Source organism: Streptomyces sp. Tue6028 (assembly GCF_002300165.1).
GTDB classification, from domain to species: domain Bacteria; phylum Actinomycetota; class Actinomycetes; order Streptomycetales; family Streptomycetaceae; genus Streptomyces; species Streptomyces siamensis.
Genome location: NZ_MLCE01000027.1, coordinates 34290 through 60495 on the forward strand (window position 1 = coordinate 34290; position 26206 = coordinate 60495).

A 26206-nucleotide genomic window follows, 5' to 3' on the forward strand; every position below is an offset into this window, starting at 1 on the left:
CTCGGGCCGCCTTCCGGCATGATCATGACGTGAACAGCGAGAGCATGAGGCAAGCCCCGGACGCGGCCCCCGGACCGTACGTCCTGTTCGACGTGGACGGCACCCTGATCGACGCGGTGGACAACCAGCGCCGGGTGTGGCACACCTGGGCCGAGCGGCACGGGCTGGATCCCGAGGAGGTCCACCGGGTCGCGTTGCGCACCCGCCCCCTGGAGACGTTCGAGACCGTCGCTCCGGACCGCGATCCGGGGGAGTGCCTCGCCGCCCTGCACGCGCTGGAGGACGAGGACGTGCGCACCGGCACCTACTCCGCCTTCGCGGGCGCCGCCGACCTGCTCGCCGCCCTGCCGCCCGGCAGGTGGGGCCTGGTGACGTCGAACTACGCCCACCGGGTGCGCGGCCGGTTCGCCCGGACCGGCCTGCCCGTGCCCGGGGTCGTCGTGGACGCCGCCTCCGTCGCCGAGGGCAAGCCGTCGCCCGTGCCCTATCTGCTGGGGGCGGAGCTGCTCGGTGCCCGTCCGGCGGACTGCCTGGTGGTCGAGGACGCGCCGTCCGGGGTGACGGCCGGGCTGCGGGCCGGGATGACGGTCTGGGGCGTCAACGGGCCCGAAGTGGACGGCGCGCACCGCCACTTCGGGAGCCTCGCCGAGGCGGCACCCGAGATCCTGGCCTTCGTGGGGGGAGCGGACGGGGACCGCGCTTCCGGCGCCTGATCACTGCTTCAGGGCCCACGCGCGCAGTGCGGCCTTGTCGGCGAAGTTCGCGACGTCCTTGTCCAGGGGGTCGTCGGTGTACTGGTGGAAACGCCACGAGGCCTCGATGCGGGGCTTGCCCGCGGTCACGTAGTCGGCGATCCACAGTCCGTCCCCGGCGTACGAGGTGGTGTCGACGTTGAGCCAGTAGTTGCGGTTCGTGTAGAGCACCACCCGGTGGTGGGGCCGCAGCTCCTTCACCTTGCGGATGAACCGGTCCTTCTCCGCGTTGCTCGCGTGCGTGCCGTCGCCCGTCGTCTCCCAGTCCACGGCGAGCAGGTCGCCGGCCTTCTCGGGGGCCTTGCCCACGAAGTACTCGGCCTGCGCGGTGATGTTCCCCGGCCACAGGAAGTGGTAGAAGCCGACCACGCATCCGGCGTCGCGCGCCGTCTTCACCTGCGCGGTCAGCTTCGGATTGACGTAGGAACGGCCTTCCGTCGCCTTGACGAAGACGAAGGAGAGACCGTCGGTGCCGTACGCGGACGACTGATAGGCGCTGACGTCGACGCCTCGCAGCATGGGGGCTCCCTGGGGTCGTGGGGGACAGGGGGGTGCGCGGGTGTGCTAGCCTCCGCTTTCCCTCCGGCGGGCCCTCCCACCCCCGTGCGCGGTGCCGGGGAGTCCGTCGGCCCCGGTCAGCACTCGATGATGTTGACCGCCAGACCGCCGCGCGCCGTCTCCTTGTACTTGACGCTCATGTCCGCGCCGGTGTCCTTCATGGTCTTGATGACCTTGTCGAGGGAGACCTTGTGGGAGCCGTCGCCGCGCATCGCCATCCGTGCGGCGGTGACGGCCTTCACGGCCGCCATGCCGTTGCGCTCGATGCACGGGATCTGGACGAGGCCGCCGACCGGGTCGCAGGTCAGACCCAGGTTGTGCTCCATGCCGATCTCGGCGGCGTTCTCGACCTGCTCGGGGCTGCCGCCGAGGACCTCGGCGAGGGCGCCGGCCGCCATCGAGCAGGCGGAGCCGACCTCGCCCTGGCAGCCGACCTCGGCGCCGGAGATGGAGGCGTTCTCCTTGAAGAGCATGCCGATGGCCCCGGCGGCGAGCAGGAAGCGGACGACGCCGTCCTCGTCCGCGCCCGGCACGAAGTTGATGTAGTAGTGCAGGACGGCCGGGATGATGCCCGCGGCGCCGTTGGTGGGGGCGGTGACGACGCGGCCGCCCGCCGCGTTCTCCTCGTTCACGGCCATCGCGTAGAGGGTGATCCACTCCATGGCGTGGGCCAGCGGGTCGCCCTCGGCGCGCAGCTGGCGGGCGGAGACGGCGGCCCGCCTGCGCACCTTCAGGCCGCCGGGCAGGATGCCCTCGCGGGTCATGCCGCGCGAGACGCATGCCTGCATGACGCGCCAGATGCCGAGGAGTCCCTCGCGGATCTCCTCCTCGGTGCGCCAGGCCCGCTCGTTCTCCAGCATCAGCGCGGAGATCGACAGACCGGTCTCGCGGGTCAGCCGCAGCAGCTCGTCGCCGGTGCGGAAGGGGTACTTCAGGACGGTGTCGTCGAGCTTGATGCGGTCCTCGCCGACCGCGTCCTCGTCGACGACGAAGCCGCCGCCCACGGAGTAGTACGTCTTCTCCAGCACGAGGCCGCCGGAGGCGTCGTACGCGAAGACGGTCATGCCGTTGGCGTGGTACGGCAGCGCCTTGCGGCGGTGCAGGACCAGGTCGTCGTCGAAGGCGAAGCCGATCTCCCGCTCGCCGAGCAGGTTGATCCGCCCGGAGGACTTGATCTCCTCGACGCGCTCGTCGGCGCCCTCGACGTCCACGGTGCGCGGGGAGGCGCCCTCCAGGCCGAGTAGGACCGCCTTGGGGGTGCCGTGGCCGTGACCGGTCGCGCCGAGGGAGCCGTAGAGCTCGGCGCGTATGGAGGTCACCTGGTCGAGCAGGCCCTCGTTGCGCAGGCGGCGGGCGAACATGCGGGCCGCGCGCATCGGGCCCACGGTGTGGGAGCTGGACGGGCCGATGCCGATCGAGAACAGGTCGAAGACCGAGATGGCCACGGGGACTCCTTGGTGGTCGCGCCGGACGCCGTTGTCCGGTGGAGGTGGTGCAGGGACTGCGGGGACTGCATGGAACGGGGCACCGCGCTCGGTATCCAGTGTGCGCGGTGCCCCGGACGTCCGTACGAAGGGGACCGTACGAACCAAAACGTACGACAGAAAGCGTACGAAATTACTTCAGGCCGGGGTACAGAGGGTGCTTGTCCGCCAGAGCGGACACGCGGGCCTTCAGCGACGCGGCGTCGTAGGACGGCTTGAGCGCCTCGGCGATGATGTCCGCGACCTCGGTGAAGTCCTCGGCCTGGAAGCCGCGGGTGGCGAGGGCGGGCGTGCCGATGCGCAGGCCGGAGGTGACCATGGGCGGACGCGGGTCGTTGGGGATGGCGTTGCGGTTGACCGTGATGCCGACCTCGTGGAGGCGGTCCTCGGCCTGCTGCCCGTCCAGCTCGGAATTGCGCAGGTCCACCAGGACCAGGTGCACGTCCGTGCCACCGGACAGGACGTCCACGCCGACGGCCTTCACGTCGTCCTGGACGAGGCGCTCGGCCAGGATGCGGGCGCCGTCCAGTGTGCGCTGCTGGCGCTCCTTGAACTCGTCCGAGGCGGCGACCTTGAACGAGACGGCCTTGGCCGCGATCACGTGCTCCAGCGGGCCGCCCTGCTGACCGGGGAAGACCGCGGAGTTGATCTTCTTGGCCAGCTCGGCCGTCGAGAGGATCACACCGCCGCGCGGGCCGCCCAGCGTCTTGTGGGTGGTCGTGGTGACGACGTGGGCGTGCGGCACCGGGTTGGGGTGCAGGCCCGCGGCGACCAGGCCGGCGAAGTGCGCCATGTCGACCATGAGGTACGCGCCGACCTCGTCGGCGATGCGGCGGAACTCCGCGAAGTCGAGCTGACGCGGGTAGGCCGACCAGCCCGCCACGATCAGCTTCGGCCGGGACTCCTTGGCCAGGCGCTCGACCTCGGCCATGTCGACCTGACCGGTCTCGTCGTCCACGTGGTAGGCGACCACGTCGTACAGCTTGCCGGAGAAGTTGATCTTCATGCCGTGGGTCAGGTGCCCGCCGTGCGCGAGGTTCAGACCCATGATCGTGTCGCCCGGCTTGAGCAGCGCGAACATCGCGGCCGCGTTGGCCTGGGCGCCCGAGTGCGGCTGCACGTTCGCGTGCTCGGCACCGAAGAGCGCCTTGATGCGGTCGATGGCGATCTGCTCGACCACGTCGACGTGCTCGCAGCCGCCGTAGTAGCGGCGGCCGGGGTAGCCCTCGGCGTACTTGTTGGTGAGGACCGAACCCTGGGCCTCCATGACCGCGACCGGAGCGAAGTTCTCCGACGCGATCATCTCCAGGGTGGACTGCTGCCGGTGCAGCTCGGCGTCGACGGCGGCGGCGACGTCCGGGTCCAGTTCGTGAAGGGGCGTGTTCAGAAGCGACATGCGGTGACTCCTCAGCCGGCGGTGAAAGCGGTGTACTCGTCCGCGGACATGAGGTCCTCCGGCTCGTCCGTGACGCGTACCTTGAACAGCCAGCCGCCCTCGAAGGGGGCGGAGTTCACCAGCGACGGGTCGTCCACCACGTCCTGGTTGGCCTCGACGACCTCGCCGGTGACCGGCGCGTAGAGGTCGCTGACCGACTTGGTCGACTCCAGCTCGCCGCAGGACTCGCCCGCGGTCACCGTGTCACCGACCTCCGGAAGCTGGGCGTAGACGACGTCGCCGAGCGCGTTGGCCGCGAACTCGGTGATGCCGACCGTCGAGACGCCGTCCTCGGCGACCGACAGCCACTCGTGCTCCTTGCTGTAGCGCAGCTGCTGGGGGTTGCTCATGGCCTGAATTCTCCTGTACGCGGGGGACTGCTGATGTCGGGGGTACCCCGTGCCCGGACGAAGCCGGAAACCCGGGGGAGGGGTGGTCATGGGATACGAGACGGCACGCCGGGGCACAGGTCACGCACCAACGCGCGCGGGTACCCCCGCGGCGCTCGCTCGGTCCGCTTCCTTCCGGTGCCCATGGCGTCCGTCGCGCGCCCGGTGCCTACTTCTGGCGCTTGTAGAACGGCAGGGCCACGACCTCGTACGGCTCGTGGCTGCCCCGGATGTCCACGCCGACCCCGGCGGACCCGGGCGCCGCGTGTGCGGCGTCGACGTACGCGATCGCGATCGGCTTGCCCAGCGTCGGGGAGGGGGCGCCCGAGGTGACCTCGCCGATCACCGTGCCGTCGGCGACGACGGTGTACCCGGCACGCGGTACGCGACGGCCCTCGGCGATCAGGCCGACGAGCACCCGCGGAGGGTTCTTCTCGGCCCGCTCGGCGGCGGCCTCCAGGGCCTTGCGCCCCACGAAGTCGCCCTCCTTCTCGAACTTCACGACCCGCCCGAGCCCGGCGTCGAAGGGCGTCAGTGAGGTGGTCAGCTCGTGCCCGTACAGCGGCATGCCGGCCTCCAGGCGCAGCGTGTCGCGGCAGGACAGGCCGCAGGGAACGAGGCCGACGGGGGCGCCCGCCTCGGTCAGTGCCTGCCACAGCCGCTCGGCGTCCGCGGGCGCCACGAACAGCTCGAAGCCGTCCTCACCGGTGTAGCCGGTGCGGGCGATGAGCGCCGGGACGCCGGCCACGGTGCCCGGCAGGCCCGCGTAGTACTTCAGGCCGTCCAGGTCCGCGTCGGTGAGCGACTTGAGGATGCCGGGGGACTCGGGGCCCTGCACGGCGATCAGGGCGTACGCGTCGCGGTCGTCGCGGACCTCGGCGTCGAACCCGTCCGCACGCCCGGTGAGCGCGTCGAGGACCACCTGGGCGTTGGAGGCGTTGGCGACGACCATGTACTCGGTCTCGGCGAGCCGGTAGACGATCAGGTCGTCGAGGATGCCGCCGTCCTCCTGGCAGATCATCGTGTAGCGCGCGCGGCCGACGCCGACGGAGGCGATGTTGCCGACCAGGGCGTAGTTCAGCAGAGCGGCGGCCTGCGGCCCGGTGACGGTGATCTCGCCCATGTGCGAGAGGTCGAACAGACCGGCCTTCGTGCGGACGGCGAGGTGCTCGTCGCGCTCGGAGCCGTACCGCAGGGGCATGTCCCAGCCTGCGAAGTCGGTCATCGTCGCGCCGAGCGAGCGATGCAGGGCATCGAGCGCGGTGTGACGGGGTGCGTTGCTGCTCATCGGTGGGGCTCCCAAGGCATGACGGCGAGGTCGTTCCTCCCCATCTGTCATCGGAACCTGAGAGGTTCGCCACGACCCCACGAAACGGTGGTCATGACTTGCACCTTGGGTGGAGCCACTGGTCAGCGGCCCGCTTTTCAGATGTGCCTCGCCCGCGCGGTAACGGGGCCTGAGAGATTCAAGGGAGGGACTTGCTCCTTCGGCGCCCGGGGACTCGTACCCCAGGACTCTCCCGCGCGGATTCAAGCGGCCGGTATGCAGTTGGCGCGCACATCATTGCACGCGCCGTCCGATCGGGGCAGTCCGCATCTGTAACCGGCCTGTGGCAGTCCGAGTACGGAAACGAGAGAGACCACGCATTACCTTCTCTTTACACTCGACGGGGATGGGACTCCACACCCAAGGGGAGGACGATCACGGTGAACAGGACCACGGCGTACGCGACGACCTCGGGAATTGCCCTGCCCAAGCAGCCCGGCGCCCCGGCCCGGGAGGCGTGCGGCCCGCTTCCGGCGGCCGTCGTCCGCGACCTCAGGGCCCGCGCCGGGCACAGCCCGCACGGCCTGCTCTTCGGGGCGTCCGACGTCGTGGTGGTCACGGGGCTGCCCGGCAGCGGCAAGTCGACCCTGATGCGCCGTGCCGTCACGGGCCCGCGTATCGACTCCCAGGACACCCGTGACCGCTGGGACGCCGGCATGGCGCGATGGCTGCCGTACGCGGTCTACCGCCCCTTCGTCCGCCTCGCGCACTACGCGGGGCTGCGCCGCGCGCTGCGCTCCGGCGCCGGCGTCGTGGTGCACGACTGCGGCACGCAGGCCTGGGTGCGCCGCTGGCTGGCCCGCGAGGCCCGGCGCCGGGGCGGCTCGCTGCACCTGCTGCTGCTCGACGTCCCGCCCGGCACGGCGCTCCGGGGCCAGCACGACCGGGGCCGAGGTGTCTCGCGCTACGCCTTCGCGCGGCATCGCGGAGCCGTGACCCGGCTGCTGCGCGCCGTGGAGAAGGGCGACCTGCCCGAGGGCTGCGGCTCGGCGGTGCTCATCGACCGTGAGGCGGCGGACGTGCTGCGCCGGATCGACTTCGACGGCCGGACCGTCACCGGCGCACACTAATCTTTCCAGCCGGAACAGTGGTTCGAAGCAGGCGGTAGACAGATGGACTTCCCGGCACAGGCGCACCCCCATCCGCACGGCGGATGGCCCGGCAACGAGCTGGAGGAGGTGCTGTCCGCCTCGCTCGGCGTGCCTTCGGCCGGTGCCCGCATCGTCGAGGTCCTCGCCCGCAGCTTCGTCTGGGTGCCCCTGCCGAACGGCGGCGGTCCGCACAGCGGCCCCCTTGACCTGCCGACGCTGGAGATCGAGGGCCAGGCGTACGTCCCCGTGTTCAGCTCCGAGGAGCAGTTCCGCCAGGTCACCGGCGGTCATCTGTCGTACACGATCGCGCCCGCCGTCGAGTTCGCCCGGGGCCTGCCGCCCCAGGTCGGCATCGCGGTCAACCCGGACGGCGTGGTCGGCGTACCGCTGCCGCCCCTCGCGGTGGCCGAGCTGTGCCGGGCGGGGCGGACCCCGCTGGACGGGCCGGCCAGCGGGGGCAGGGTGCGGCTGTTCGAGCCCGACTGGCAGGACGACCCGGTGGACTTCCTGTCCGCCGCGTCGGCCGAGTTCGCCGAGACCGGCGTCGTGCTCAGCGCCCGCCGATGCCTGGCCAGCATCGAGGGCGGCGACCCGGTGATGTTCATCGGCGTCGAGCTCTCCCAGTGGGAGGGCGACGCCCGCACCCTCCCGCTCGACGCGCTGGGCCGTGCCCTCGGCCGGGTCCCGGTCGGCCACGCCGTGAACCTGGTTCTCCTGGACGTCGCCCAGGACCCGGTGGGCGACTGGATGCGCGCCCAGGTGCGGCCCTTCTACCAGCGCGAGTACTGACCCCGGCACGAGCGTGAGCGGTGACACCACGGAGACCGGTGACGCCGTGCGTCAAGTCGCTGTCAGGATCGCCGCTTAAGCTGGTTTCATGGCTCGGTCGAGGTGTTGACGCAGGTTCGTCACCGGTGGCTCGGGCGTATTGGATGAGTTCGTCGTGAATTGTTCGCGAAGGGGCGGTTGAGGGTGAGCGCGTCGGGCACGGCCGCGGCCGGGCAGGTCGAGCACATGCTGCGCCAGGTGACCCCCGGGCGCTACGACGCCTACGAGGCGCTCCTTCGCGCGCTCGCGACCCCGTCGTCCGGTCAGGTCTGGATGCTCCTGTGGCACGGCCAGGCCGGGTCCCCGGACGCCCAGTACGGGAACATGGAGGTGGACGGCTTCGGGTACGCCCCGTGCGTCACCTCCGCCCAGGAGCTCTCGGCCAGCGGCTGGAACCGTTCGTACGAGGTGGTCGACGGCCTCGACGTCGCCCGCACCCTCTACCCCGACCATTTCGGCCTCTGGCTCAATCCGCACGCGCCCGGCGGCGGCCTGGGCATCCCCTGGCTGGACCTGCGGCGCATCGCCGCGGGCCTGGAGCGGCAGCCCGCCGGACCGCTGCGGCTGTCCGAACCGGGCATCGAGATCCCGCAGTTCTACGCGCTGCTCACGCAGAACGCGCACCGCACCTCCGCCGTCCGGTCGCTGCGCCGCGCCTGGGTGCAGCCGACGCTCGGGGCGCCCTATCTCGCCATCGGCCTTGACGTGTACGACACTTCGCCGCCCGCGGTCGACTCGGTGCGCGCCATGATGCAGCAGTCCATCGGCGCGGTCCCCGACGGGCTGCCCGTCTCGACCGTGGCGATGTCCGACGAGTACGACCCGGTGGCCATGTGGCTGCGGGTCAACGCCCGGCCGTTCTACGACCGTGAGGCCCACGCGGCCCCGGCCCAGGCGCCGATGGCGGGCGGCTACGGTTATCCGCCGGCCCGCGGCGGATACTGACGGCGCGCGTCTACGGCCCGCCGTCCGTGACGAGCGGTCGCTGAGGCGTTCCCTGCGGCAGGGTCTCACGCCTGACCTGCACGGGAACCGGCGTAAGGGCTGCTTGTCCGGTTTGGGGAGGACGCGTACCGAAAGAGGGCGTCATGACCCCTTCCGGCACAACTGCCCCCCGTCCGCCTCGCGTTACCCACTGTTCGGATAACGGAATCCCCCTAAGAGCATCACGGTTGCGCATACTTTCTCCATCAGACCTGGCACGTGATCGTGGCGGCACTGAAGACTCGCCCATCAGACATGGGGTCATCGATCCTGTGAGCGAGTGCAAGTCGAACGATCAGCCGGGTCACCAGGTCGCACCATCTGCGACCCACCTCCCGGCACGCAAGTGAACCAAGCCGCAGACAGCGGCAGGCGTAGGCCGGTCACCACCGGCGAGAGGGGTCGGGTCACTGTGACCGCACCGATCGAGACCACCGCGGCGGCATCGGAAGCGCAGCCAGAGGCTGTGCTTGCCGGAGTCGGCAAGGGGCAGATCGAGGGCCGTTCGCTGGGACAGATCGCCTGGACGCGCTTCAAGCGCGACAAGGTGGCGGTCGCCGGCGGTGTCATCGTCGTGCTGCTCATCCTGATGGCCATCCTTGCCCGGCCCATCCAGTCGATGCTGGGACTGGACCCGAACGCCTTCAACCAGGACCTGATCGACCCCAACACCTCGCTGCCCAAGGGCGGGATGGGCGGCATGAGCGGTGACCACCCGCTCGGTGTGGACCCGAAGTTCGGCCGTGACATCGCCACCCGAATCCTTGAGGGTTCCTGGGTGTCGCTGGTGGTCGCCTTCGGCGCCACCATCCTGTCGAACGTGATCGGCGCGATCCTGGGCGTCGTCGCGGGCTTCTACGGCGGGCGCGTCGACGCGGTCATCAGCCGCCTGATGGACACCTTCCTCGCCTTCCCCCTCCTGCTCTTCGCGATCGCCATCTCCGCCACCCTGCAGGGCGGCGCGTTCGGCCTCGAAGGGCTCCCGCTCCACCTGAGCGTGCTGATCTTCGTGATCGGCTTCTTCAACTGGCCCTACCTGGGCCGGATCGTCCGAGGCCAGACCCTCGCCCTGCGTGAGCGTGAGTTCGTGGACGCATCCCGGGGCATGGGCGCCAAGGGCCCGTACATCCTGTTCCGGGAGCTGCTGCCCAACCTGGTCGGCCCGATCATCGTCTACTCGACGCTGCTCATCCCGACCAACATCCTCTTCGAGGCGTCCCTGAGCTTCCTGGGGGTCGGCATCCAGCCCCCGCAGGCGTCGTGGGGCGGCATGCTCAGGGAAGCGGTCAACTACTACGAGGTCGACCCGCAGTTCATGATCGTCCCCGGCCTCGCCATCTTTGTGACCGTCCTCGCGTTCAACCTGCTCGGCGACGGTCTCCGAGACGCTCTCGACCCGCGCAGCCGTTGATGCCTGACGCACACCGAGAGCCCATCAAGTTTCCGACAATGGAGGGGAACCCGCCCATCATGCGAAGGTCAGCGCTGGCCGCAGTTGCGGCCATCGGCTCCGCGAGCCTGCTCGTCGCAGGCTGCAGCAAGGCCGATGACAACAAGAACGACGACACCACCAAATCAGCTGGGGCCAACGCAGCGACCAAGGACGTCGTCAACGCCTCCACGAAGAAGGGGGGCACGGTCACGTACGAGTACTCCGACGTGCCGGACTCCTTCGACCCGGGCAACACGTACTACGCGTACATGTACAACCTCAGCCGGCTGTACGCCCGTCCGCTGATGACGTTCCAGCCCGGCGCCGGCGAGAAGGGCAACACCCTTGTCCCCGACCTCGCGGAGAGCAAGGGCGTCCCGAGCGACGGCGGCAAGACCTGGACGTACAAGCTGCGTGCGGGCCTGAAGTACCAGGACGGCACCGCGATCACGTCCAAGGACGTCAAGTACGCGGTCGAGCGCTCCAACTTCGCGCGTGACGTGCTCTCCCTCGGCCCGAACTACTTCCAGCAGTTCCTCGTGGGCGGCGACAAGTACAAGGGTCCCTACAAGGACAAGAGCGCCAAGGGCCTCTCGTCCATCGAGACCCCGGACGACACCACGGTCGTCTTCCACCTGAAGACCGCCTTCCAGGAGTTCGACTACCTGGTCGCCTCGCCGCAGACGGCTCCGGTCCCGCAGGCCAAGGACAACGGCGTCGACTACGTCAAGAACATCGTGTCCTCGGGCTCGTACAAGTTCCAGAGCTACTCCGACGGCAAGCAGGCCGTCCTCGTGCGCAACGAGAACTGGGACGCCAAGACCGACCCGCTGCGCAAGCAGTACCCGGACAAGATCGTCGTCAACCTGAAGGTCAACGCCGAGACGATCGACAAGGACGTCCTCGCGGGCGACGCGATCGACCTCGGTGGTGGCGGTGTCCAGGCCGCGACCCAGGCGCAGCTGCTCAGCTCCGCCGACAAGAAGGCCAACACCGACAACACCTACGGTGGCCGTCTCGTCTACATGGCGATCAACACCAAGGTGAAGCCGTTCAACAACGTGGCGTGCCGCAAGGCCGTCCAGTTCGCGATCGACAAGGTCTCGGTGCAGACCGCCGAGGGCGGCCCGATCCGCGGCGACATCGCCTCCACGGTCCTCCCGCCGGACATCCCGGGCTACGCCAAGTCGGACGTCTACGCGTCGGCCGGCAACAAGGGTGACGCGGCCAAGGCCAAGGACCAGCTCAAGGCCTGTGGCAAGTCGACCATCAGCACCAACATCTCCGCGCGCAGCGACCGCCCGCAGGAGATCGACGCCGCCACCGCGATCATCGCGTCGCTGAAGAAGGCCGGCATCAACGCCACCCTGAAGCAGTACCCGTCGGGCAAGTACTTCACCGACTACGCGGGTGTCCCGAAGTTCACCGAGAAGCAGAACATCGGCCTGATCATGATGCAGTGGGGTGCCGACTGGCCCTCCGGCTACGGCTTCCTGCAGCAGATCCTGAACGGCTCCGCGATCGGCGCCTCGGGTAACACCAACCTGTCGCAGTACGACAACAAGGACGTCAACGCCCTCCTCGAGAAGGCGATCGGTACGCAGGACGACGCCGCGCGCAACTCCCTGTACACCGACATCGACAAGAAGACCATGGACGACGCCGTCCTCGTGCCGCTGACCTACTTCAAGGTTCTGCTGGCCCGCCCGAAGTACGCGACCAACCTGGTCTCCACGGCGGCCTTCAGCGGTCAGTACGACTACCTCAACATCGGCACCACGAAGAAGTAGCAGCCCCGGAAGGCAGGTGAAGGCATTGGTGCCCGCGGGCTCAGCCCGCGGGCACCAGCGCCGATCCCCGTGATCTCGTACATCCTCCGTCGGACGGCAGCGGCAGCGATCCTGCTCCTGGTCGTCTCCGCGGTCACCTTCGCCATCTTCTTCCTGCTGCCAAGACTGGCCGGCCAGACCGCCGACCAGCTCGCGCAGCAGTACATCGGGAAGAGCCCGACGAAGGCCGACATCATCGCGGTCAAGCACAACCTCGGTCTGGACCAGCCCGTCTACGTCCAGTACTGGCACTTCATCAAGGGGATCGTCAGCGGCGCCACCTATGACCTGGGTCCCACCACGGCGCACTGCGACGCGCCGTGCTTCGGGTACTCCTTCAAGACCCACCAGGCTGTCTGGCCGCAGCTCACCTCCCGCCTTCCGGTGACCCTCTCGCTCGCCGCGGGGGCCGCCGTTCTGTGGCTCGTCTCGGGCGTCGTGGTCGGCGTGATCTCCGCGCTCAAGCCGCGCTCGTTCTTCGACCGCACCTTCATGGGTGTCGCGCTCGCCGGTGTCTCGCTGCCCATGTTCTTCACGGGCAACCTGGCGCTGCTGCTCTTCACCTACCAGTGGCCGATCTTCGGCCGCACCTACGTCCCGTTCACCGAGAACCCGGCGCAGTGGGCCAACACCCTCTTCCCGGCGTGGTGTTCACTCGCGCTCCTGTACTCCGCCATCTACGCGCGGCTCACCCGCTCGGGCATGCTGGAGACGATGAACGAGGACTTCATCCGCACGGCCCGTGCCAAGGGCCTGCGCGAGCGCAACGTGGTGGTCCGGCACGGACTGCGCGCCGCGCTCACCCCGATCATCACCGTCTTCGGCATGGACCTCGGTCTGCTGCTCGGCGGTGCCGTGATCACCGAGACCGTGTTCTCCCTGCACGGAGTCGGCGAGTACGCGGTGGACGGCATCACCGACAACGACCTGCCGCCCATCCTCGGCGTGACCCTTCTCGCCGCGTTCTTCGTCGTCGTAGCAAATCTTCTGGTGGACCTGTTGTACGCCGCCGCCGACCCGCGGGTGAGGCTCTCGTGACCGAACTGTCCAAGACCGGCGCCGCGGTCGGCGAGCCCGTCTCCACGCCCTCGGACGCCCCCAAGGCGTTCCTCGAAGTGCGCGACCTCAAGGTGCACTTCCCGACCGACGACGGTCTCGTCAAGTCCGTCGACGGGCTGTCCTTCTCGGTGGAGAAGGGCAAGACCCTCTCCATCGTGGGTGAGTCGGGCTCCGGCAAGTCCGTCACCTCGCTGGCGATCATGGGTCTGCACCGGCTCGGCGCGCGCGGCAAGAACGTCCAGATGTCCGGTGAGATCTGGCTGGACGGCAAGGAACTGGTGAACGCTGACCCGGACGAGGTGCGCAAGCTCCGCGGCCGCGAGATGGCGATGATCTTCCAGGACCCGCTGTCGGCGATGCACCCGTACTACACGGTCGGCAACCAGATCGTGGAGGCGTACCGCGTCCACCACAAGGTGGACAAGAAGACCGCCCGCAAGCGGGCGATCGAGATGCTCGACCGTGTCGGCATCCCCGAGCCGGCCAAGCGCGCCGACAGCTACCCGCACGAGTTCTCCGGCGGTATGCGCCAGCGCGCGATGATCGCCATGGCGCTCGTCAACAACCCCGAGCTGCTCATCGCGGACGAGCCGACGACCGCCCTCGACGTCACCGTCCAGGCGCAGATCCTCGACCTCATCCGTGATCTGCAGAAGGAGTTCGGCTCCGCGGTCGTCATCATCACGCACGACCTGGGTGTGGTGGCCGAGATCGCCGACGACGTGCTGGTGATGTACGGCGGCCGGTGCGTGGAGCGTGGCTCCGTCGAGCGCATCTTCGAGCAGCCGCAGCACCCCTACACCTGGGGTCTGCTCGGCTCGATGCCGCGCATCGACCGTGAGACGTCCGACCGGCTCATCCCGGTCAAGGGCCAGCCGCCGAGCCTCATCAACGTCCCGTCGGGCTGTGCCTTCCACCCGCGTTGCCCGTACGCGGACCTGCCCAAGGGCAATGTCACCCGTACCGTGCGCCCCGAACTGCAGCTGATCGGCAGCGGCCACTACACCGCCTGCCACCTCTCGCAGGAGGACCGTACGCGGATCTGGAACGAAGAGATTGCGCCGAAGCTGTGAGTGAGACGAAGAAGACGGACGCCGCGGGCGCGGCGATCCCGCAGCAGGCAGCGGCCCCCGACGACCGCGCGGCCTCCGCCAAGTCCTCGGAGAACCGCGAGGTCCTCCTCCGGGTCCAGGGGCTGCAGAAGCACTTCCCCATCCGGAAGGGCGTCCTGCAGCGTCAGGTCGGCGCGGTCAAGGCCGTCGACGGCATCGACTTCGAGGTCCGCAAGGGCGAGACGCTCGGTGTCGTCGGTGAGTCCGGCTGCGGCAAGTCGACCATGGGACGGGTCATCACCCGGCTCCAGGACCCGACCGGCGGCACCATCGAGTTCGAGGGCCAGGACATCACCACGCTGGGCGCCTCGAAGATGCGCCCGCTGCGCCGTGACATCCAGATGATCTTCCAGGACCCGTACGGGTCGCTGAACCCCCGGCACACCATCGGCTCGATCGTCTCGGCGCCGTTCCGGCTCCAGGGCGTGGAGCCCGAGGGCGGTGTGAAGAAGGAGGTCCAGCGGCTCCTGGAGCTGGTGGGTCTGAGCCCCGAGCACTACAACCGCTACCCGCACGAGTTCTCCGGCGGTCAGCGCCAGCGCATCGGTATCGCCCGCGCGCTCGCTCTCAAGCCGAAGCTGGTCGTGGCGGACGAGCCGGTCTCGGCCCTCGACGTGTCGATCCAGGCGCAGGTCGTGAACCTGATGGACGACCTTCAGGAAGAGCTCGGCCTGACGTACGTGATCATCGCGCACGATCTCTCCGTCGTCCGTCATGTCTCGGACCGCATCGCCGTGATGTACCTCGGCAAGATCGTCGAGCTCGCCGACCGCACCTCGCTGTACGAGGCGCCGATGCACCCGTACACCAAGGCCCTGATGTCGGCCGTGCCGGTGCCGGACCCCAAGCGCCGGGGGGCCAAGAGCGAGCGGATCCTGCTCCGCGGCGACGTGCCCTCGCCGATCGCCCCGCCGAGCGGCTGCCGCTTCCACACCCGGTGCTGGAAGGCCACGGAGGTCTGCAGGACGACCGAGCCGCCGCTCCTGGAGCTGAGGCCCGGTCAGCGGGTCGCCTGCCACCACCCGGAGAACGCCGAGGACCAGGCGCCGCAGGACACGGTGCTGCTGTCGGTGGCGAAGGAGGCGGTGGAGCTGGTGGTTCCGGCCGCCGCCGAGACGCCGGCCGAGAGCGACGAGGCTTCTGCCGAGGCAACAGCCGAGGCCGACGCGGAGGAGACCGCGGCCGTCGCGGAGACCGCCACCGCCGCCGAGGCTGAGGCTCCCGCCGAGGCTGAGGCTTCCGCCGACGCCGACGCCGACGCCGACGCCGAGTCCGCGGAAGCGGAGGCTTCTGCCGAGGCGGAGACGGTGGCCGAGGCTGCCGGCGACGAGGCCGCGGAGGCTCCCGCCGACGCCGCCGAGTCCGAGTCCGAGTCCGAGACCGAGGGCGAGTCCGAGGCCGCGTCCGAGTCCGACGCGGAGGAGGCCCCGGCCGAGTCCTCCGACGCCGGGTCCGAGGCCGACGCCGAGGCGAAGCCCGAGGCCGCGGAATCCGATCGTCAGGAGTCAACCGGCAAGTAGGCCGTGACGACTTGGCAAAGTCATGAACATGCCTGAACGGGAGAGTGCAGAGTCTCGCGTGTCCGTCAGTTCGGAACACGTTCGAAAGGGACGCTCATGGCACTCTCCCGTTCGGCACGTTTAGGGGCCCTCGCCACCGCGGCGGCCTCCTTCCTCGTCATCGCCGCCTCCTCCGCCCCGACCCCGGGCGCCGACGGCATCGGTGACCCCTACTTCCCGCAACTGGGCAACGGCGGCTTCGACGCCCGCCACTACGACCTCGACGTGGCCTACAACCCGGACACCGACCGCCTCGACGGCCGGACGACCATCACCGCCCGCGCCACCCAGAGCCTGTCCGCCTTCGATCTGGACCTCCAGAAGCTGGATGTCACGAAGGTCGAGGTGAACGGCAGACGCGCCGACTTCACGCGAGCGGGCGACGAGATCCACATCACCCCGCGCGGCACCCTGCCCAAGGGCAAGACCTTCACGGTGACCGTCACCTACGGAGGTGTTCCCGAAGCCCTCAACGGCCCCATCGTCTTCGGCTCCGACTACGGGTGGATGAAGACCACCGACGGCGTCTTCGTCGCCTGTGAACCCAACGCCGCCTCCACCTGGTTCCCGTCCAGCGACCACCCGTCCGACAAGGCGACGTACGACATCAGGATCAAGGCCCCGAAGGGTCTGACCGGTGTCTCCAACGGCCGCCTCGTCTCGACGTACGACAAGGGCGGCCAGACCGTCGCGCACTGGCGCGAGAGCCGGCCCATGGCCACCTATCTCGCGACCGCGACCATCGGCAAGTTCGACGTGAAGACCGGGAAGACCCCGGCCGGGACACCCATCTACGTCGCCATCGACCCGGTGCTCGCGAACAGCAACAGCGTCGACGTGTACGGCGTCACGGCCGAGGCCACCGACTACTGGTCGCAGGTCTTCGGCCCCTACCCCTTCGAGGAGACCGGCGCCATCGTCGACGACATGCCGCAGGCCGGGTTCTCGCTGGAGGTCCAGTCCAAGCCCGCGTACTCCGCCGTGCGTTCCGAGTCGACCATCGTCCACGAGCTGGCCCACCAGTGGTTCGGTGACTCGGTCTCGGTGGAGCGCTGGAAGGACATCTGGCTCAACGAGGGCTTCGCCACCTACGCCCAGTGGCTGTGGTCCGAGCACAAGGGCATCCGCTCGGCGCACGACTCGTTCCTCGCCGGGTACAACGCGCGGCCGGCGGACTCCTCCTTCTGGCAGATCACGGTCGCCGACCCGCAGCGCGACACGATGTTCGCCTCGGCGGTCTACCAGCGTGGTGCGATGACGCTCCAGATGCTGCGCGAGCGCATCGGCGACCAGGCGTTCTTCAAGCTGCTGCCCGCCTGGACGAAGCTGCACCGCTACGGCAACGCGAACACCGCCGACTTCGTCCGGCTCGCCGAGAAGATCTCGGGACAGCAGCTCGACGATCTCTTCCAGACATGGATCTACACGACGGGCAAGCCGGTGGTGTAGGCCGTATCACCTGTCGCGGGCCTTGCTTTGTAAGGTTCAGGCCCGTCGGCAGGTGAGAATGTTCGGGTGCTTCAGGAACTGTTCAGCCCCTCCGTCCAGCATGTGCTCGACCTCGTGGGGATCTTCGTCTTCGCGATCTCCGGCGCGCTGCTGGCCGTCCGCAAGAACTTCGACGTCTTCGGCATCGCCGTGCTCGCCGAGGTCACCGCGCTGGGCGGAGGGCTGTTCCGGGACCTGATGATCGGCGCCGTGCCGCCGGCCGCGTTCACCGACCTCGGCTACTTCAGCACCCCGCTGCTCGCCGCCCTGCTGGTCTTCTTCCTCCACCCCCATGTCGAGCGGATCCAGGTCGGCGTCAACGTCTTCGACGCGGCCGGTCTCGGCCTGTTCTGCGTCGCGGGCACCACGAAGGCGTACGAGTACGGGCTCGGTCTTCCGCAGTCCGCAGCGCTCGGCCTGGCCACCGCGGTCGGCGGCGGTGTGCTGCGTGACGTGCTCGCCAACGAGGTGCCCTCGCTGCTGCGCTGGGACCGCGACCTGTACGCGGTGCCGGCGATGGTCGGCGCCACGATGGTCGTGCTGTGCATCTACTACGACGTGCTGACCCCGTTCACCAGCGGCCTCGCGGTCGTCACCGCCTTCGTCCTGCGACTGCTGGCGATGCGGTACCACTGGCGGGCGCCGCGGGCGTGGAACCGTCGTTCGACGGTGACCGAGGAGGAGACCCCGTAGGACGCCCGGTCCCGTGGCCGGTGCGGCACCGCATCGGCCGACCCTGCGTCGGCCGGCACCGCCTCGGCCGGTGGGGCGCCGGGTTCGGTGGCCGCGGCGTCGCTCCGGTGGACCTGAGGGCGCCGGAGGTGACGATGTCACACCAGCGCAAAATGAAAAGCTACCGCTTAGTAATTTCCTGTTGTACTGTTCACGCATGGCAGAAGCAGCTTCGGTACAGGCCGTACGGGCCACGATCGGCGACAGCGAGTTCGACCGCGACACCGCGGTCACCCTGCGCGAACCCGGCGTCTACGACATCGACCTCTCCGCCGGATGGACGATCATCAACGCCGTCAACGGTGGCTACCTGCTCGCCGTCCTGGGGCGCGCGCTCGCGGACGCCCTGCCGCACGCCGACCCGTTCACCATCTCCGCGCACTACCTGACCGCGTCCCAGCCGGGACCGGCGGTGGTCCGCACGGACGTCGTCCGCACCGGCCGGACCCTGTCGACCGGCCAGGCCTCGCTCTTCCAGTACGACGACGAGGGCCGCGAGGTCGAGCGCATCCGCGTGCTCGCCTCGTACGGCGACCTCGACGCCCTGCCCGACGACGTCCGTACGACCGCGCGGCCACCCGCGATCCCGCCGATGGACCAGTGTTTCGGCCCGCAGGACGCCCCCGCACCGGTCCCCGGCAGCTCCGCGATCACCGACCGGCTGTTCCTCAAGCTCGATCCCTCGACCCTGGGCTGGGCGCTCGGCGCGCCGTCCGGGAAGGGCGAGATGCGTGCCTGGTTCGGCCTCGCCGACGGCCGCGACGCGGACCCGCTCTCGCTGCTCCTCGCGGTCGACGCGCTGCCGCCGACGGCCTTCGAGATCGGCCTCTCCGGCTGGGTGCCGACCGTCGAGCTGACCGTGCACGTGCGCTCCCGCCCCGCGCCCGGCCCGCTGCGCGTCTCGATCACCACCCGCAATCTGGCCGGCGGCTTCCTGGAGGAGGACGCGGAGGTCTGGGACAGCGAGGACCGGCTGGTCGCGCAGTCCCGGCAGCTCGCGCGGGTCAGGCTCGGCTGAGCGGCGTCCGCCCCAGCCAGGCCGCCAGCCGTTCGTAGGCGTCGGCCCCGTCGGGGGCCGGGACCGCGGAGCCGAACGGCACCTCCGGGTCCTCCCGCTGTGCGTCGGGCAGCACCTGCCGGGCGACCGCGAGCGCGAACTCGGCGAGTTCCGGGTCGAGTGCGAGCGGCCGGCCGAGTGCGTCGGAGAGGTCCCAGGTGTGGGTGACCGCCTCCATGACGTAGCCGGACAGTGCCTGGCGTCCGGGCGCCTCTCCCCACGGGACCCGGACGAGGGCGTCGAGGCGCGCGTCGTCCGCCCACGCCTTGTCGACCTCGGTCCTGGCCCCGTCGTAGGCGGCGCTCCATGCGTCGTCCCGCACCCCGTCGGCGAACGGCCGCACGGCCAGTCCGTCGCCGCCCGCCCCGATCACCGCGATACGACGGGTGCCGCCGACGATGTGCGACAGGAGCGTGCGCACGTCGAACTCGGCGCACGGGGTGGGTCCTGCGAGCTGCTCCGGCCGCACCGTCCCGACCAGGGCGGCGATCTGCTCGGCGGTGCGGGTGTACAGGGGGCGGGGATCGACGTTCATCGCTGACCTCTTCCGTGTCTCGGTGTGCCCCCAGCCTCGCCGCATAACCTGACAGTTTCCGTCAACATTTGCGAAGGCTTCCGGTGGACGCGATCCTGGGGCCCGTGAAGTCCGACCGCCTGCTCTCGATCCTCCTGCTGCTGCAGACCCGCGGCCGCGTCCCGGCGCACGAGCTCGCCGACCGGCTGGAGGTGTCGGTCCGCACCATCTATCGCGATGTCGAGGCGCTGTCGGCCTCCGGCGTCCCGGTCTACGCCGAACGCGGCCGGCACGGCGGCATCGAACTGCTCGCCGGATTCCGTACGGACGTCACGGGCCTGACCGCCGACGAGTCCCGCGCGCTGTTCATCCTCGCCGCGCAGGGCGCGCACGCCGCGCTCGGCCTGGACGCGGCGCTCGGCTCCGCGCTGCGCAAGGTGATGGCCGCGCTGCCCGCACCCCACCGGCCCGCCGCCGAGGTGACGAGCCGGCGCGTCCTGGTCGACGCGACCCGCTGGAAGGGCGGACCGCGACCGGCCGTGGACCTGGACGTGTTGCAGGACGCCGTCTTCTCCGACCGGCGGCTGCGGCTGCGGTACCGGCACAGCGGGGACGCCGAGGCGCACACGTACACCGTCGACCCGTACGGACTCGTGTCCAAGGCCGGTGTCTGGTACCTGGTCGCCGACCGGCGTGCGAAGCCGCGGTTGTTCCGTGCCGACCGGGTGCGCGCGGCGACCGTTCTGCCCGATCCGGTGCGCCGTCGGCCGGGAGTCGAACTCGCCGACGCCTGGGAGGTGTTGCGCCGCCGGGTGGAGGAGCGTCCGGGCGGTGTCGATGTCACGGTCCGGGTGCGGCGCTCCCGCCTCGATCTGTTCCTGCGCCTGAACGCGGCCACGCTCGCGGAACTGCCGGAGGACGACGGGACGGGCGACTGGGTGGTGGCCCGGCTGTCCTGCGGCGCGGTCCGCGAGGCCCGCACCCTGCTGGCCTTCGGTGACGCGGTGGAGGTCCTCTCCCCGCCCGAGGTCCGTGCGGAGCTCGCCGCGACTGCCGCCGCCGTCCGCGCGGTGTACGAGGGGGATTGAGGTCGGCGCGCGGGCCGCCCGTCCACAGCAAGACACAGCCCCAGCACAGCACGGGCCTACCTGGATCTGGTGCTCTTGGCCCCCGCTCATCCGGTTCTCATCGACCGGTCCCCTTGACCTGCCTGGGAGTTGCCCTCATGAACCGTCGCGCACGACACGCCCTCGTCCCCGCCGTCGCCCTGCTGGTGCTCTCACCGCTGCTGGCCGCCTGCGGCTCGGGCGACTCCTCGTCGTCCTCGGACGGCGACTCCGGCGGGCAGAGCTGCCGGCGGCCGTCCGGCATGCCGAGCGGGGGCCCGTCCGGACGTCCCGGCGGCGCGCCGTCCGGAATGCCCACGCCGTCCGGGACGCCGTCGGTCATGCCCACCGGCAAGGCGCCGTCCGGCGCTCCCTCCGGGATGCCGAGCGGGATGCCCGGTGGCGGCGCGGGTGGCGGACAGGGCGGCTGCGGCGGCCCCGGAGGCGGTCAGGGACAGCGGGCGCAGGGCTGAACCGGCCGGCGCGACCTGGGTGGCCCGCTCCGGAGGGCCGGCGTGACCCGGGGCGCGAACTCGGCCGTCGTACGGCGAGGGCGGCGCACCTGGTGAACGGGTGCGCCGCCCTCGTGCGTCGCCCCGGACCGCGGTGGCGTCCTGGGTCAGCCCAGCTGGTGGTGGCGTCTCGCGTCAGCCCAGCTGGTGGTGGCGTCTCGCGTCAGCCCAGCTGGTGGTGGCGTCTCGCGTCAGCCCGGCCGGTGGTGGCGTCTCGCGTCAGCCCGGCCGGTGGTGGCGTCTCGCGTCAGCCCGGCCGGTGGTGGCGTCTCGCGTCAGCCCAGCTGGTGGTGGCGTCTCGCGTCAGCCCGGCCGGTGGTGGCGTCTCGCGTCAGCCCAGCTGGTGGTGGCGTCCCGCGTCACCCCAGCCAGTGGTGGCGGCCGATGCTGATCAGCCGCATCTGCCGGCTCGCCGTGCGGGCCACGCGCTCCCGCTCCGCCTCGGGCGCCTCCAGCGCCTCCAGGAAGGCCGACGCCGCCATCAGCATGTGGTCGACGTACAGGCCCGCGAGCATCAGCAGGTCCTCGTCGTTCCACCCCTCCGACTCGGGGTGTTCGGCCAGCGCGACCTTCACCTCCTCGGCGAACCGGGCCAGTTGCTCGCGGATCGCGTCCCGCACCGGCTGGACGCCGCCGTGCCGCTCCCGCGCGATGAAGCGGACGTGCGCCGGATACCTCTCGACATGACGGGCGATCAGATCGACGGCCCGCGTGATGCGTTCGTCGCTGTCGCCGGCCGCGGAGACGGTGTCCTCGATCATCGGGTGCAGACTGCCCAGCGCCTCCTCGACGAGCGCCACCCCGAGGTCCGCCGTCGAGCGGAAGTGCCGGTAGAAGGCGGTCGGGGCGACGCCGACCGCGCGGGTGACCTCCCGCAGGCCCAGGCTGCTCAGGCTCTGCTCCTCCAGGAGACCCAACGCCGCGTCGAGGAGCGCCTGTCGGGTCTTCTGCTTCTGGGCCTGGCGGATGCCGAGAGTGTGACTCATGCCATGCAGTTAACAACTGTTCTCTGTAATTGGAAAGCCGAGAGACGCGCTAGACTCAAGAGTCAGTGAACAACTGTTACTACAACCGTTCACTGAGTCGTCAAGTCCCGGAAACATCCGGGCCTCACCGTCGAGGCCCGGTACCTCCGGGACGGGACTTCGAGACTTCCACGAGAGGCATCTCATGTTGTTCCTCGTCGCCGCCCTCCTGCTGCTGGGTGTCGTCATGGGTTCCGTGGCCCACGCGCCGCTGCCCGTCACCCTCGTCGCCGCCGCCGTCATCGGCGTCTGGCTGGCCGTCTTCGCGGTCCGCGAGCGCCACGCCCGGCGCCGGCACACCTCCGCCAACTGACCGTCGGTGCCACACCACCCGCGCCGACCGACCGTTGGTGACCACCTCGACCAACCGATCGTTGGGAGCTGAACCACCTCATGGAACTCACCGCTCAGGCCACCCGCAGGAGCGCCGCCCGGGACGCCGACGGCATGGCCGTCGCCTCCTTCATCCTCGGCCTCCTCGGCCTGCTGGTCCTCAACGTCTTCCTGGGCCCGATCGCCATCGCCCTGGCCTCCGTCGCCCTGTGGCGCGGCACGGCCCGCCGCGGACGCGCCTTCCTCGGCCTCGGTCTCGGCGTCGCCGACCTGCTCGTCCTCGTGGCGTTCATGCAGTTCGACTCGACGGTGTCCTGGAACTTCTAGGCCCTGTCGACCCCCGGCTGCCGGCCCGTCCGGCGGCCACCCCGGTGGGGGCCGAGCCGCGTACGGCGGGCCCGTAGAATCGGGCCCACCATGGCTTACCTCGACCACGCCGCGACCACCCCGATGCTCCCCGAGGCGGTAGAGGCACTGACCGCCCAGCTGAGCGTCACGGGCAACGCCTCCTCCCTCCACGCCGCCGGCCGCCGCGCCAGGCGCACGGTCGAGGAAGCCCGCGAGACCCTGGCGGAATCCCTCGGCGCCCGCCCCAGCGAGGTGGTCTTCACCTCCGGCGGCACCGAGGCCGACAACCTCGCCGTGAAGGGTCTGTACTGGGCCCGCAGAGACGCCGACCCGGCCCGCACCCGGGTCCTGGCGAGCCCCGTCGAGCACCACGCCGTCCTCGACGCCGTGCACTGGCTCGGCGAGCACGAGGGCGCCACGGTCGAGTATCTGCCCGTCGACTCCCACGGCCGCGTGCACCCGCAGGCGCTGCGCGAGGCACTCGCCCGCAATCCCGACGACGTCGCGCTCGCCACCGTCATGTGGGCGAACAACGAGATCGGCACCGTGATGCCGGTGCGCGAACTGGCCGACGTGGCCGCCGAGTTCGGCGTCCCGCTGCACGCCGACGCCGTCCAGGCCTTCGGTCAGGTCCCCGTCGACTTCGGCACCTCCGGGCTCGCCGCCATGACCGTCTCCGGCCACAAGATCGGCGGACCGTACGGCATCGGCGCGCTGCTCCTCGGCCGTGAGTACAGCCCCGTGCCGGTGCTGCACGGCGGCGGCCAGGAACGGCACGTCCGCTCCGGCACCCTCGACGTGCCCGCGATCGCGTCCTTCGCCGTCGCCGGACGGCTGGCCGCCGAGCAGCGCGAGTGGTTCGCCCGGGAGATCGGAGCCCTGCGCGACCGACTGGTCGAGGTCGTGCGCGAGGCGGTGCCCGACGCGATCCTCGGCGGCGACCCGGCGGCCGGCGGACGCCTGCCGGCCAACGCGCACTTCACCTTCCCCGGCTGCGAGGGCGACTCGCTCCTGCTCCTGCTGGACGCGCAGGGCATCGAGTGCTCCACGGGCTCAGCCTGCACCGCGGGCGTCGCCCAGCCCAGCCACGTCCTCCTCGCCACCGGAACCGACCCCGACCTCGCCCGGGGCACCCTGCGCTTCTCCCTCGGCCACACCTCCACCGAGGCGGACGTCGAGGCGGTGGCGAAGGCGATCGGTCCGGCGGTGGAACGCGCGCGCACGGCGGGTCTCAGCTAGCGCGGCCGCGACCGGCCCCGGCGGTGACCCGCCCCGGCCGCGCGGACCGGCGCGGGGTCAGGCCTTGGCCGTACGCGCCTGCCGTACGAGCCGTATGTACCGGTCCCAGTCCCAGTGCGGTCCGGGGTCGGTGTGGTCCGTGCCCGGCACTTCCACGTGCCCGATGATGTGCTTCCGGTCGACAGGGATGTCGTAGCGCCCGCATATCCCGGCCGCGAGCCGCGCGGAGGCGGCGTACATCGCGTCCGTGAACGAGGAGGCGCGCTCGACGAAGCCCTCGTGCTCGATGCCGACGCTCCGTTCGTTGTACTCGCGGTTGCCCGCGTGGAACGCCACGTCCAGCTCGCGGATCATCTGGGTGATGTGTCCGTCCCTGCGGACGACATAGTGCGCCGCCGCGCCGTGCCCCGGGTCCTGGAAGACCTTCACCGCGCTCCGGAAACTGCCCTGGGTGACATGGACGACGACCCGGTCTATCGCATAGTCGGCGGGCCGGTCCGCGCGGCGCCAGTTCGCCGGGGACGCCGCCACCCACTGGGCGCCCCGGAAGTCCACCGCCCCCGCCACCCGCGGTTTGTCCACGCCGGGCAGCCGCCACCACAGGTGCCCGAGCTCCTCCCGGGCCAGTGCCGCCGTGCCCAGGGCGGCCGCGGCACCGCCGACGAGCAGCGCCCGGCGCCCGACGCGACGGTCCGCGTCCCCTGCCCCGCGGCCCCGTGGCTTCGCCTTTTTCTCCCCCATGCGATCTTCAACGCATATGCGGGGGATCCGGTTCCCGCGGCCCCGTACCCTGGAGGGGTTATGACTGACACCTCGCAGCGCCCCCTCCGCGTACTCGCCGCCATGTCGGGCGGTGTGGACTCCGCCGTCGCCGCCGCCCGTGCGGCGGAAGCCGGCCACGACGTGACCGGCGTGCACCTCGCCCTGTCGGCGAACCCCCAGTCGTTCCGCACGGGCGCGCGTGGCTGTTGCACGATCGAGGACTCGCGCGACGCCCGCCGCGCGGCCGACGTCATCGGCATCCCGTTCTACGTGTGGGACCTCGCCGAGCGCTTCCGCGAGGACGTCGTCGAGGACTTCATCGCCGAGTACGAGGCCGGGCGCACCCCGAACCCCTGCCTGCGCTGCAACGAGAAGATCAAGTTCGCCGCCCTGCTCGACAAGGCGCTCGCCCTCGGCTTCGACGCGGTCTGCACGGGCCACTACGCCAAGGTGTTCGTGAACGAGGACGGCACGCGCGAGCTGCACCGCGCCTCCGACATGGCCAAGGACCAGTCGTACGTCCTCGGTGTCCTCGACGACCGTCAGCTCGCCCACGCGCTGTTCCCGCTCGGGGACACGGTCACCACGAAGGACGAGATCCGCGCGGAGGCCGAGCGCCGCGGCCTCGCCGTCGCCAAGAAGCCCGACTCGCACGACATCTGCTTCATCGCCGACGGCGACACCCAGGGCTTTCTGGCGAACCGGCTCGGCCGGGCCGAGGGCGACATCGTCGACGAGGCCGGCGCGAAGCTGGGCACCCACGAGGGCGCGTACGGCTTCACCATCGGCCAGCGCAAGGGACTGCGCATCGGCACCCCCGCCGCCGACGGCAAGCCGCGCTACGTACTGGACATCTCGCCGGTGAACAACACGGTGACGGTCGGCCCGGCGGACTCCCTCGACGTGAGCGCCCTGACGGCGATCAAGCCGCGCTGGTGCGGCGCCGCCCCGGCCGGCCCGGGCACGTACACGGCGCAGCTGCGCGCGCACGGCGGCGAGACCGAGGTGACGGCGGAACTCGTGGACGGAGAACTGCGCGTCGCCTTCACCGAGCCGGTCCGCGGCGTCGCCCCCGGCCAGGCGGTCGTCCTGTACGACGGCACGCGCGTGGTGGGGTCGGCGACGATCGCGACGACCACGCGCGCGACGGCCGCGGTATAGAGCGCGACGGCCTCGGTCCAGAAGGGGCCGGCGGGCGCGGCACGCCGGCCTGGGCCGAGTGGCCCGGCCGGTGCCGGGCCGGCCGGGAGC

General features: G+C 70.6%; 26 protein-coding genes and 2 riboswitches. Of the genes, 18 read left to right on the forward strand and 8 right to left on the reverse strand.

Translation table 11 applies throughout. The features are described from left to right. Window positions 1-44: 44 nt before the first annotated feature. Window positions 45-713 (forward strand): HAD family hydrolase, encoded by a 669-nt coding sequence (locus tag BKI49_RS26460; RefSeq protein WP_095936880.1) that lies wholly within the window; start codon window positions 45-47, stop codon window positions 711-713. On the opposite strand, the gene BKI49_RS26465 is transcribed toward BKI49_RS26460, so the two are convergent. The 5 genes from BKI49_RS26465 to gcvT form a co-directional block, all read right to left on the reverse strand. Beyond that, window positions 714-1271, reverse strand: a complete 558-nt coding sequence (locus tag BKI49_RS26465) for a glycoside hydrolase family 25 protein (RefSeq protein ID WP_095936786.1) — start codon at window positions 1269-1271, stop codon at window positions 714-716. 116 nt (window positions 1272-1387) lie between these two features. Then, a complete protein-coding gene (locus tag BKI49_RS26470) occupies window positions 1388-2755 on the reverse strand; it encodes an L-serine ammonia-lyase (protein WP_028805314.1) in 1368 nt (455 codons plus the stop codon). 172 nt (window positions 2756-2927) lie between these two features. Beyond that, window positions 2928-4190 carry a serine hydroxymethyltransferase gene (glyA, locus tag BKI49_RS26475; protein ID WP_095936787.1) on the reverse strand — a complete coding sequence of 421 codons (1263 nt, stop codon included), beginning with the start codon at window positions 4188-4190 and terminating at the stop codon, window positions 2928-2930. 11 nt (window positions 4191-4201) lie between these two features. Beyond that, window positions 4202-4579, reverse strand: a complete 378-nt coding sequence (gene gcvH, locus BKI49_RS26480; RefSeq protein WP_028805312.1) for a glycine cleavage system protein GcvH — start codon at window positions 4577-4579, stop codon at window positions 4202-4204. A 208-nt stretch (window positions 4580-4787) separates the two neighbouring features. Then, entirely contained in the window at window positions 4788-5906 is a 1119-nt protein-coding gene (gcvT, locus tag BKI49_RS26485) for a glycine cleavage system aminomethyltransferase GcvT (RefSeq protein ID WP_095936788.1), read from the reverse strand. Window positions 5907-5940: 34 nt separating this feature from the next. Then, window positions 5941-6053: riboswitch (glycine riboswitch) on the reverse strand. Then, a riboswitch (glycine riboswitch) is annotated at window positions 6054-6151 on the reverse strand. A gap of 168 nt (window positions 6152-6319) precedes the next feature. On the opposite strand from gcvT, the gene BKI49_RS26490 reads away from it, so the two are divergent. The 11 genes from BKI49_RS26490 to BKI49_RS26540 all read left to right on the forward strand — a co-directional run bounded on the left by BKI49_RS26490 (window position 6320) and on the right by BKI49_RS26540 (window position 19077). Beyond that, window positions 6320-7015, forward strand: a complete 696-nt coding sequence (locus tag BKI49_RS26490) for an AAA family ATPase (RefSeq protein ID WP_095936881.1) — start codon at window positions 6320-6322, stop codon at window positions 7013-7015. A 42-nt stretch (window positions 7016-7057) separates the two neighbouring features. Continuing rightward, a complete protein-coding gene (locus tag BKI49_RS26495) occupies window positions 7058-7825 on the forward strand; it encodes an enhanced serine sensitivity protein SseB (protein WP_095936789.1) in 768 nt (255 codons plus the stop codon). A 183-nt stretch (window positions 7826-8008) separates the two neighbouring features. Next, window positions 8009-8809 (forward strand): enhanced serine sensitivity protein SseB C-terminal domain-containing protein, encoded by an 801-nt coding sequence (locus BKI49_RS26500; protein ID WP_095936790.1) that lies wholly within the window; start codon window positions 8009-8011, stop codon window positions 8807-8809. A gap of 451 nt (window positions 8810-9260) precedes the next feature. Continuing rightward, complete coding sequence (locus BKI49_RS26505; RefSeq protein WP_095936791.1) at window positions 9261-10259, forward strand: ABC transporter permease; 999 nt, start codon at window positions 9261-9263, stop codon at window positions 10257-10259. 59 nt (window positions 10260-10318) lie between these two features. Continuing rightward, window positions 10319-12070, forward strand: coding sequence for an ABC transporter substrate-binding protein (locus BKI49_RS26510; protein WP_257004966.1), 1752 nt, complete (start codon window positions 10319-10321; stop codon window positions 12068-12070). 69 nt (window positions 12071-12139) lie between these two features. Next, window positions 12140-13147 (forward strand): ABC transporter permease, encoded by a 1008-nt coding sequence (locus BKI49_RS26515; protein ID WP_095936793.1) that lies wholly within the window; start codon window positions 12140-12142, stop codon window positions 13145-13147. Beyond that, window positions 13144-14241 carry an ABC transporter ATP-binding protein gene (locus BKI49_RS26520; protein ID WP_095936794.1) on the forward strand — a complete coding sequence of 366 codons (1098 nt, stop codon included), beginning with the start codon at window positions 13144-13146 and terminating at the stop codon, window positions 14239-14241. Before BKI49_RS26515 ends, BKI49_RS26520 begins: the two co-directional genes overlap by 4 nt. Continuing rightward, window positions 14238-15800, forward strand: coding sequence for an ABC transporter ATP-binding protein (locus BKI49_RS26525; protein WP_095936795.1), 1563 nt, complete (start codon window positions 14238-14240; stop codon window positions 15798-15800). Before BKI49_RS26520 ends, BKI49_RS26525 begins: the two co-directional genes overlap by 4 nt. A 96-nt stretch (window positions 15801-15896) precedes the next feature. Further along, entirely contained in the window at window positions 15897-17288 is a 1392-nt protein-coding gene (locus BKI49_RS26530) for a M1 family metallopeptidase (RefSeq protein ID WP_095936796.1), read from the forward strand. Window positions 17289-17354: 66 nt separating this feature from the next. Then, window positions 17355-18020 (forward strand): trimeric intracellular cation channel family protein, encoded by a 666-nt coding sequence (locus BKI49_RS26535; RefSeq protein ID WP_028805301.1) that lies wholly within the window; start codon window positions 17355-17357, stop codon window positions 18018-18020. A 196-nt stretch (window positions 18021-18216) separates the two neighbouring features. Further along, on the forward strand, window positions 18217-19077 hold the full coding sequence (locus BKI49_RS26540; RefSeq protein ID WP_095936797.1) for a thioesterase family protein: 861 nt from the start codon (window positions 18217-18219) through the stop codon (window positions 19075-19077). On the opposite strand, the gene BKI49_RS26545 is transcribed toward BKI49_RS26540, so the two are convergent. Continuing rightward, entirely contained in the window at window positions 19064-19651 is a 588-nt protein-coding gene (locus tag BKI49_RS26545; RefSeq protein ID WP_095936798.1) for a TIGR03086 family metal-binding protein, read from the reverse strand. The two genes, BKI49_RS26540 and BKI49_RS26545, sit on opposite strands and share 14 nt — an antisense overlap. 104 nt (window positions 19652-19755) lie before the next feature. On the opposite strand from BKI49_RS26545, the gene BKI49_RS26550 reads away from it, so the two are divergent. Together BKI49_RS26550 and BKI49_RS26555 are read left to right on the forward strand one after the other, a co-directional pair. Then, window positions 19756-20718 carry a helix-turn-helix transcriptional regulator gene (locus tag BKI49_RS26550; protein WP_095936882.1) on the forward strand — a complete coding sequence of 321 codons (963 nt, stop codon included), beginning with the start codon at window positions 19756-19758 and terminating at the stop codon, window positions 20716-20718. Window positions 20719-20855: 137 nt separating this feature from the next. Then, window positions 20856-21209, forward strand: a complete 354-nt coding sequence (locus tag BKI49_RS26555) for a hypothetical protein (protein WP_095936799.1) — start codon at window positions 20856-20858, stop codon at window positions 21207-21209. Window positions 21210-21607: 398 nt separating this feature from the next. Here BKI49_RS26555 and BKI49_RS26560 read toward each other — a convergent pair whose 3' ends face one another. Next, window positions 21608-22234 (reverse strand): TetR family transcriptional regulator, encoded by a 627-nt coding sequence (locus tag BKI49_RS26560; protein WP_095936800.1) that lies wholly within the window; start codon window positions 22232-22234, stop codon window positions 21608-21610. Window positions 22235-22418: 184 nt separating this feature from the next. Here BKI49_RS26560 and BKI49_RS35415 point away from each other — a divergent pair, with 184 nt between their 5' ends. From BKI49_RS35415 to BKI49_RS26575, 3 genes are all read left to right on the forward strand, one after another. Further along, the gene (locus BKI49_RS35415; protein ID WP_095936801.1) at window positions 22419-22586 is read left to right on the forward strand and encodes a hypothetical protein; all 168 of its coding nucleotides are present in this window, start codon (window positions 22419-22421) and stop codon (window positions 22584-22586) included. 80 nt (window positions 22587-22666) lie between these two features. Next, window positions 22667-22933 (forward strand): DUF4190 domain-containing protein, encoded by a 267-nt coding sequence (locus tag BKI49_RS26570; protein ID WP_095936802.1) that lies wholly within the window; start codon window positions 22667-22669, stop codon window positions 22931-22933. A 90-nt stretch (window positions 22934-23023) separates the two neighbouring features. Beyond that, window positions 23024-24193 (forward strand): cysteine desulfurase family protein, encoded by a 1170-nt coding sequence (locus BKI49_RS26575; protein WP_095936803.1) that lies wholly within the window; start codon window positions 23024-23026, stop codon window positions 24191-24193. Between the two features lie 57 nt (window positions 24194-24250). On the opposite strand, the gene BKI49_RS26580 is transcribed toward BKI49_RS26575, so the two are convergent. Then, the gene (locus tag BKI49_RS26580) at window positions 24251-24934 is read right to left on the reverse strand and encodes an N-acetylmuramoyl-L-alanine amidase (RefSeq protein WP_095936804.1); all 684 of its coding nucleotides are present in this window, start codon (window positions 24932-24934) and stop codon (window positions 24251-24253) included. 60 nt (window positions 24935-24994) lie between these two features. Between BKI49_RS26580 and mnmA the strand changes: the two genes are divergently transcribed. Continuing rightward, entirely contained in the window at window positions 24995-26116 is a 1122-nt protein-coding gene (gene mnmA / locus BKI49_RS26585; RefSeq protein WP_095936805.1) for a tRNA 2-thiouridine(34) synthase MnmA, read from the forward strand. The last annotated feature ends 90 nt before the right edge of the window (window positions 26117-26206 follow it).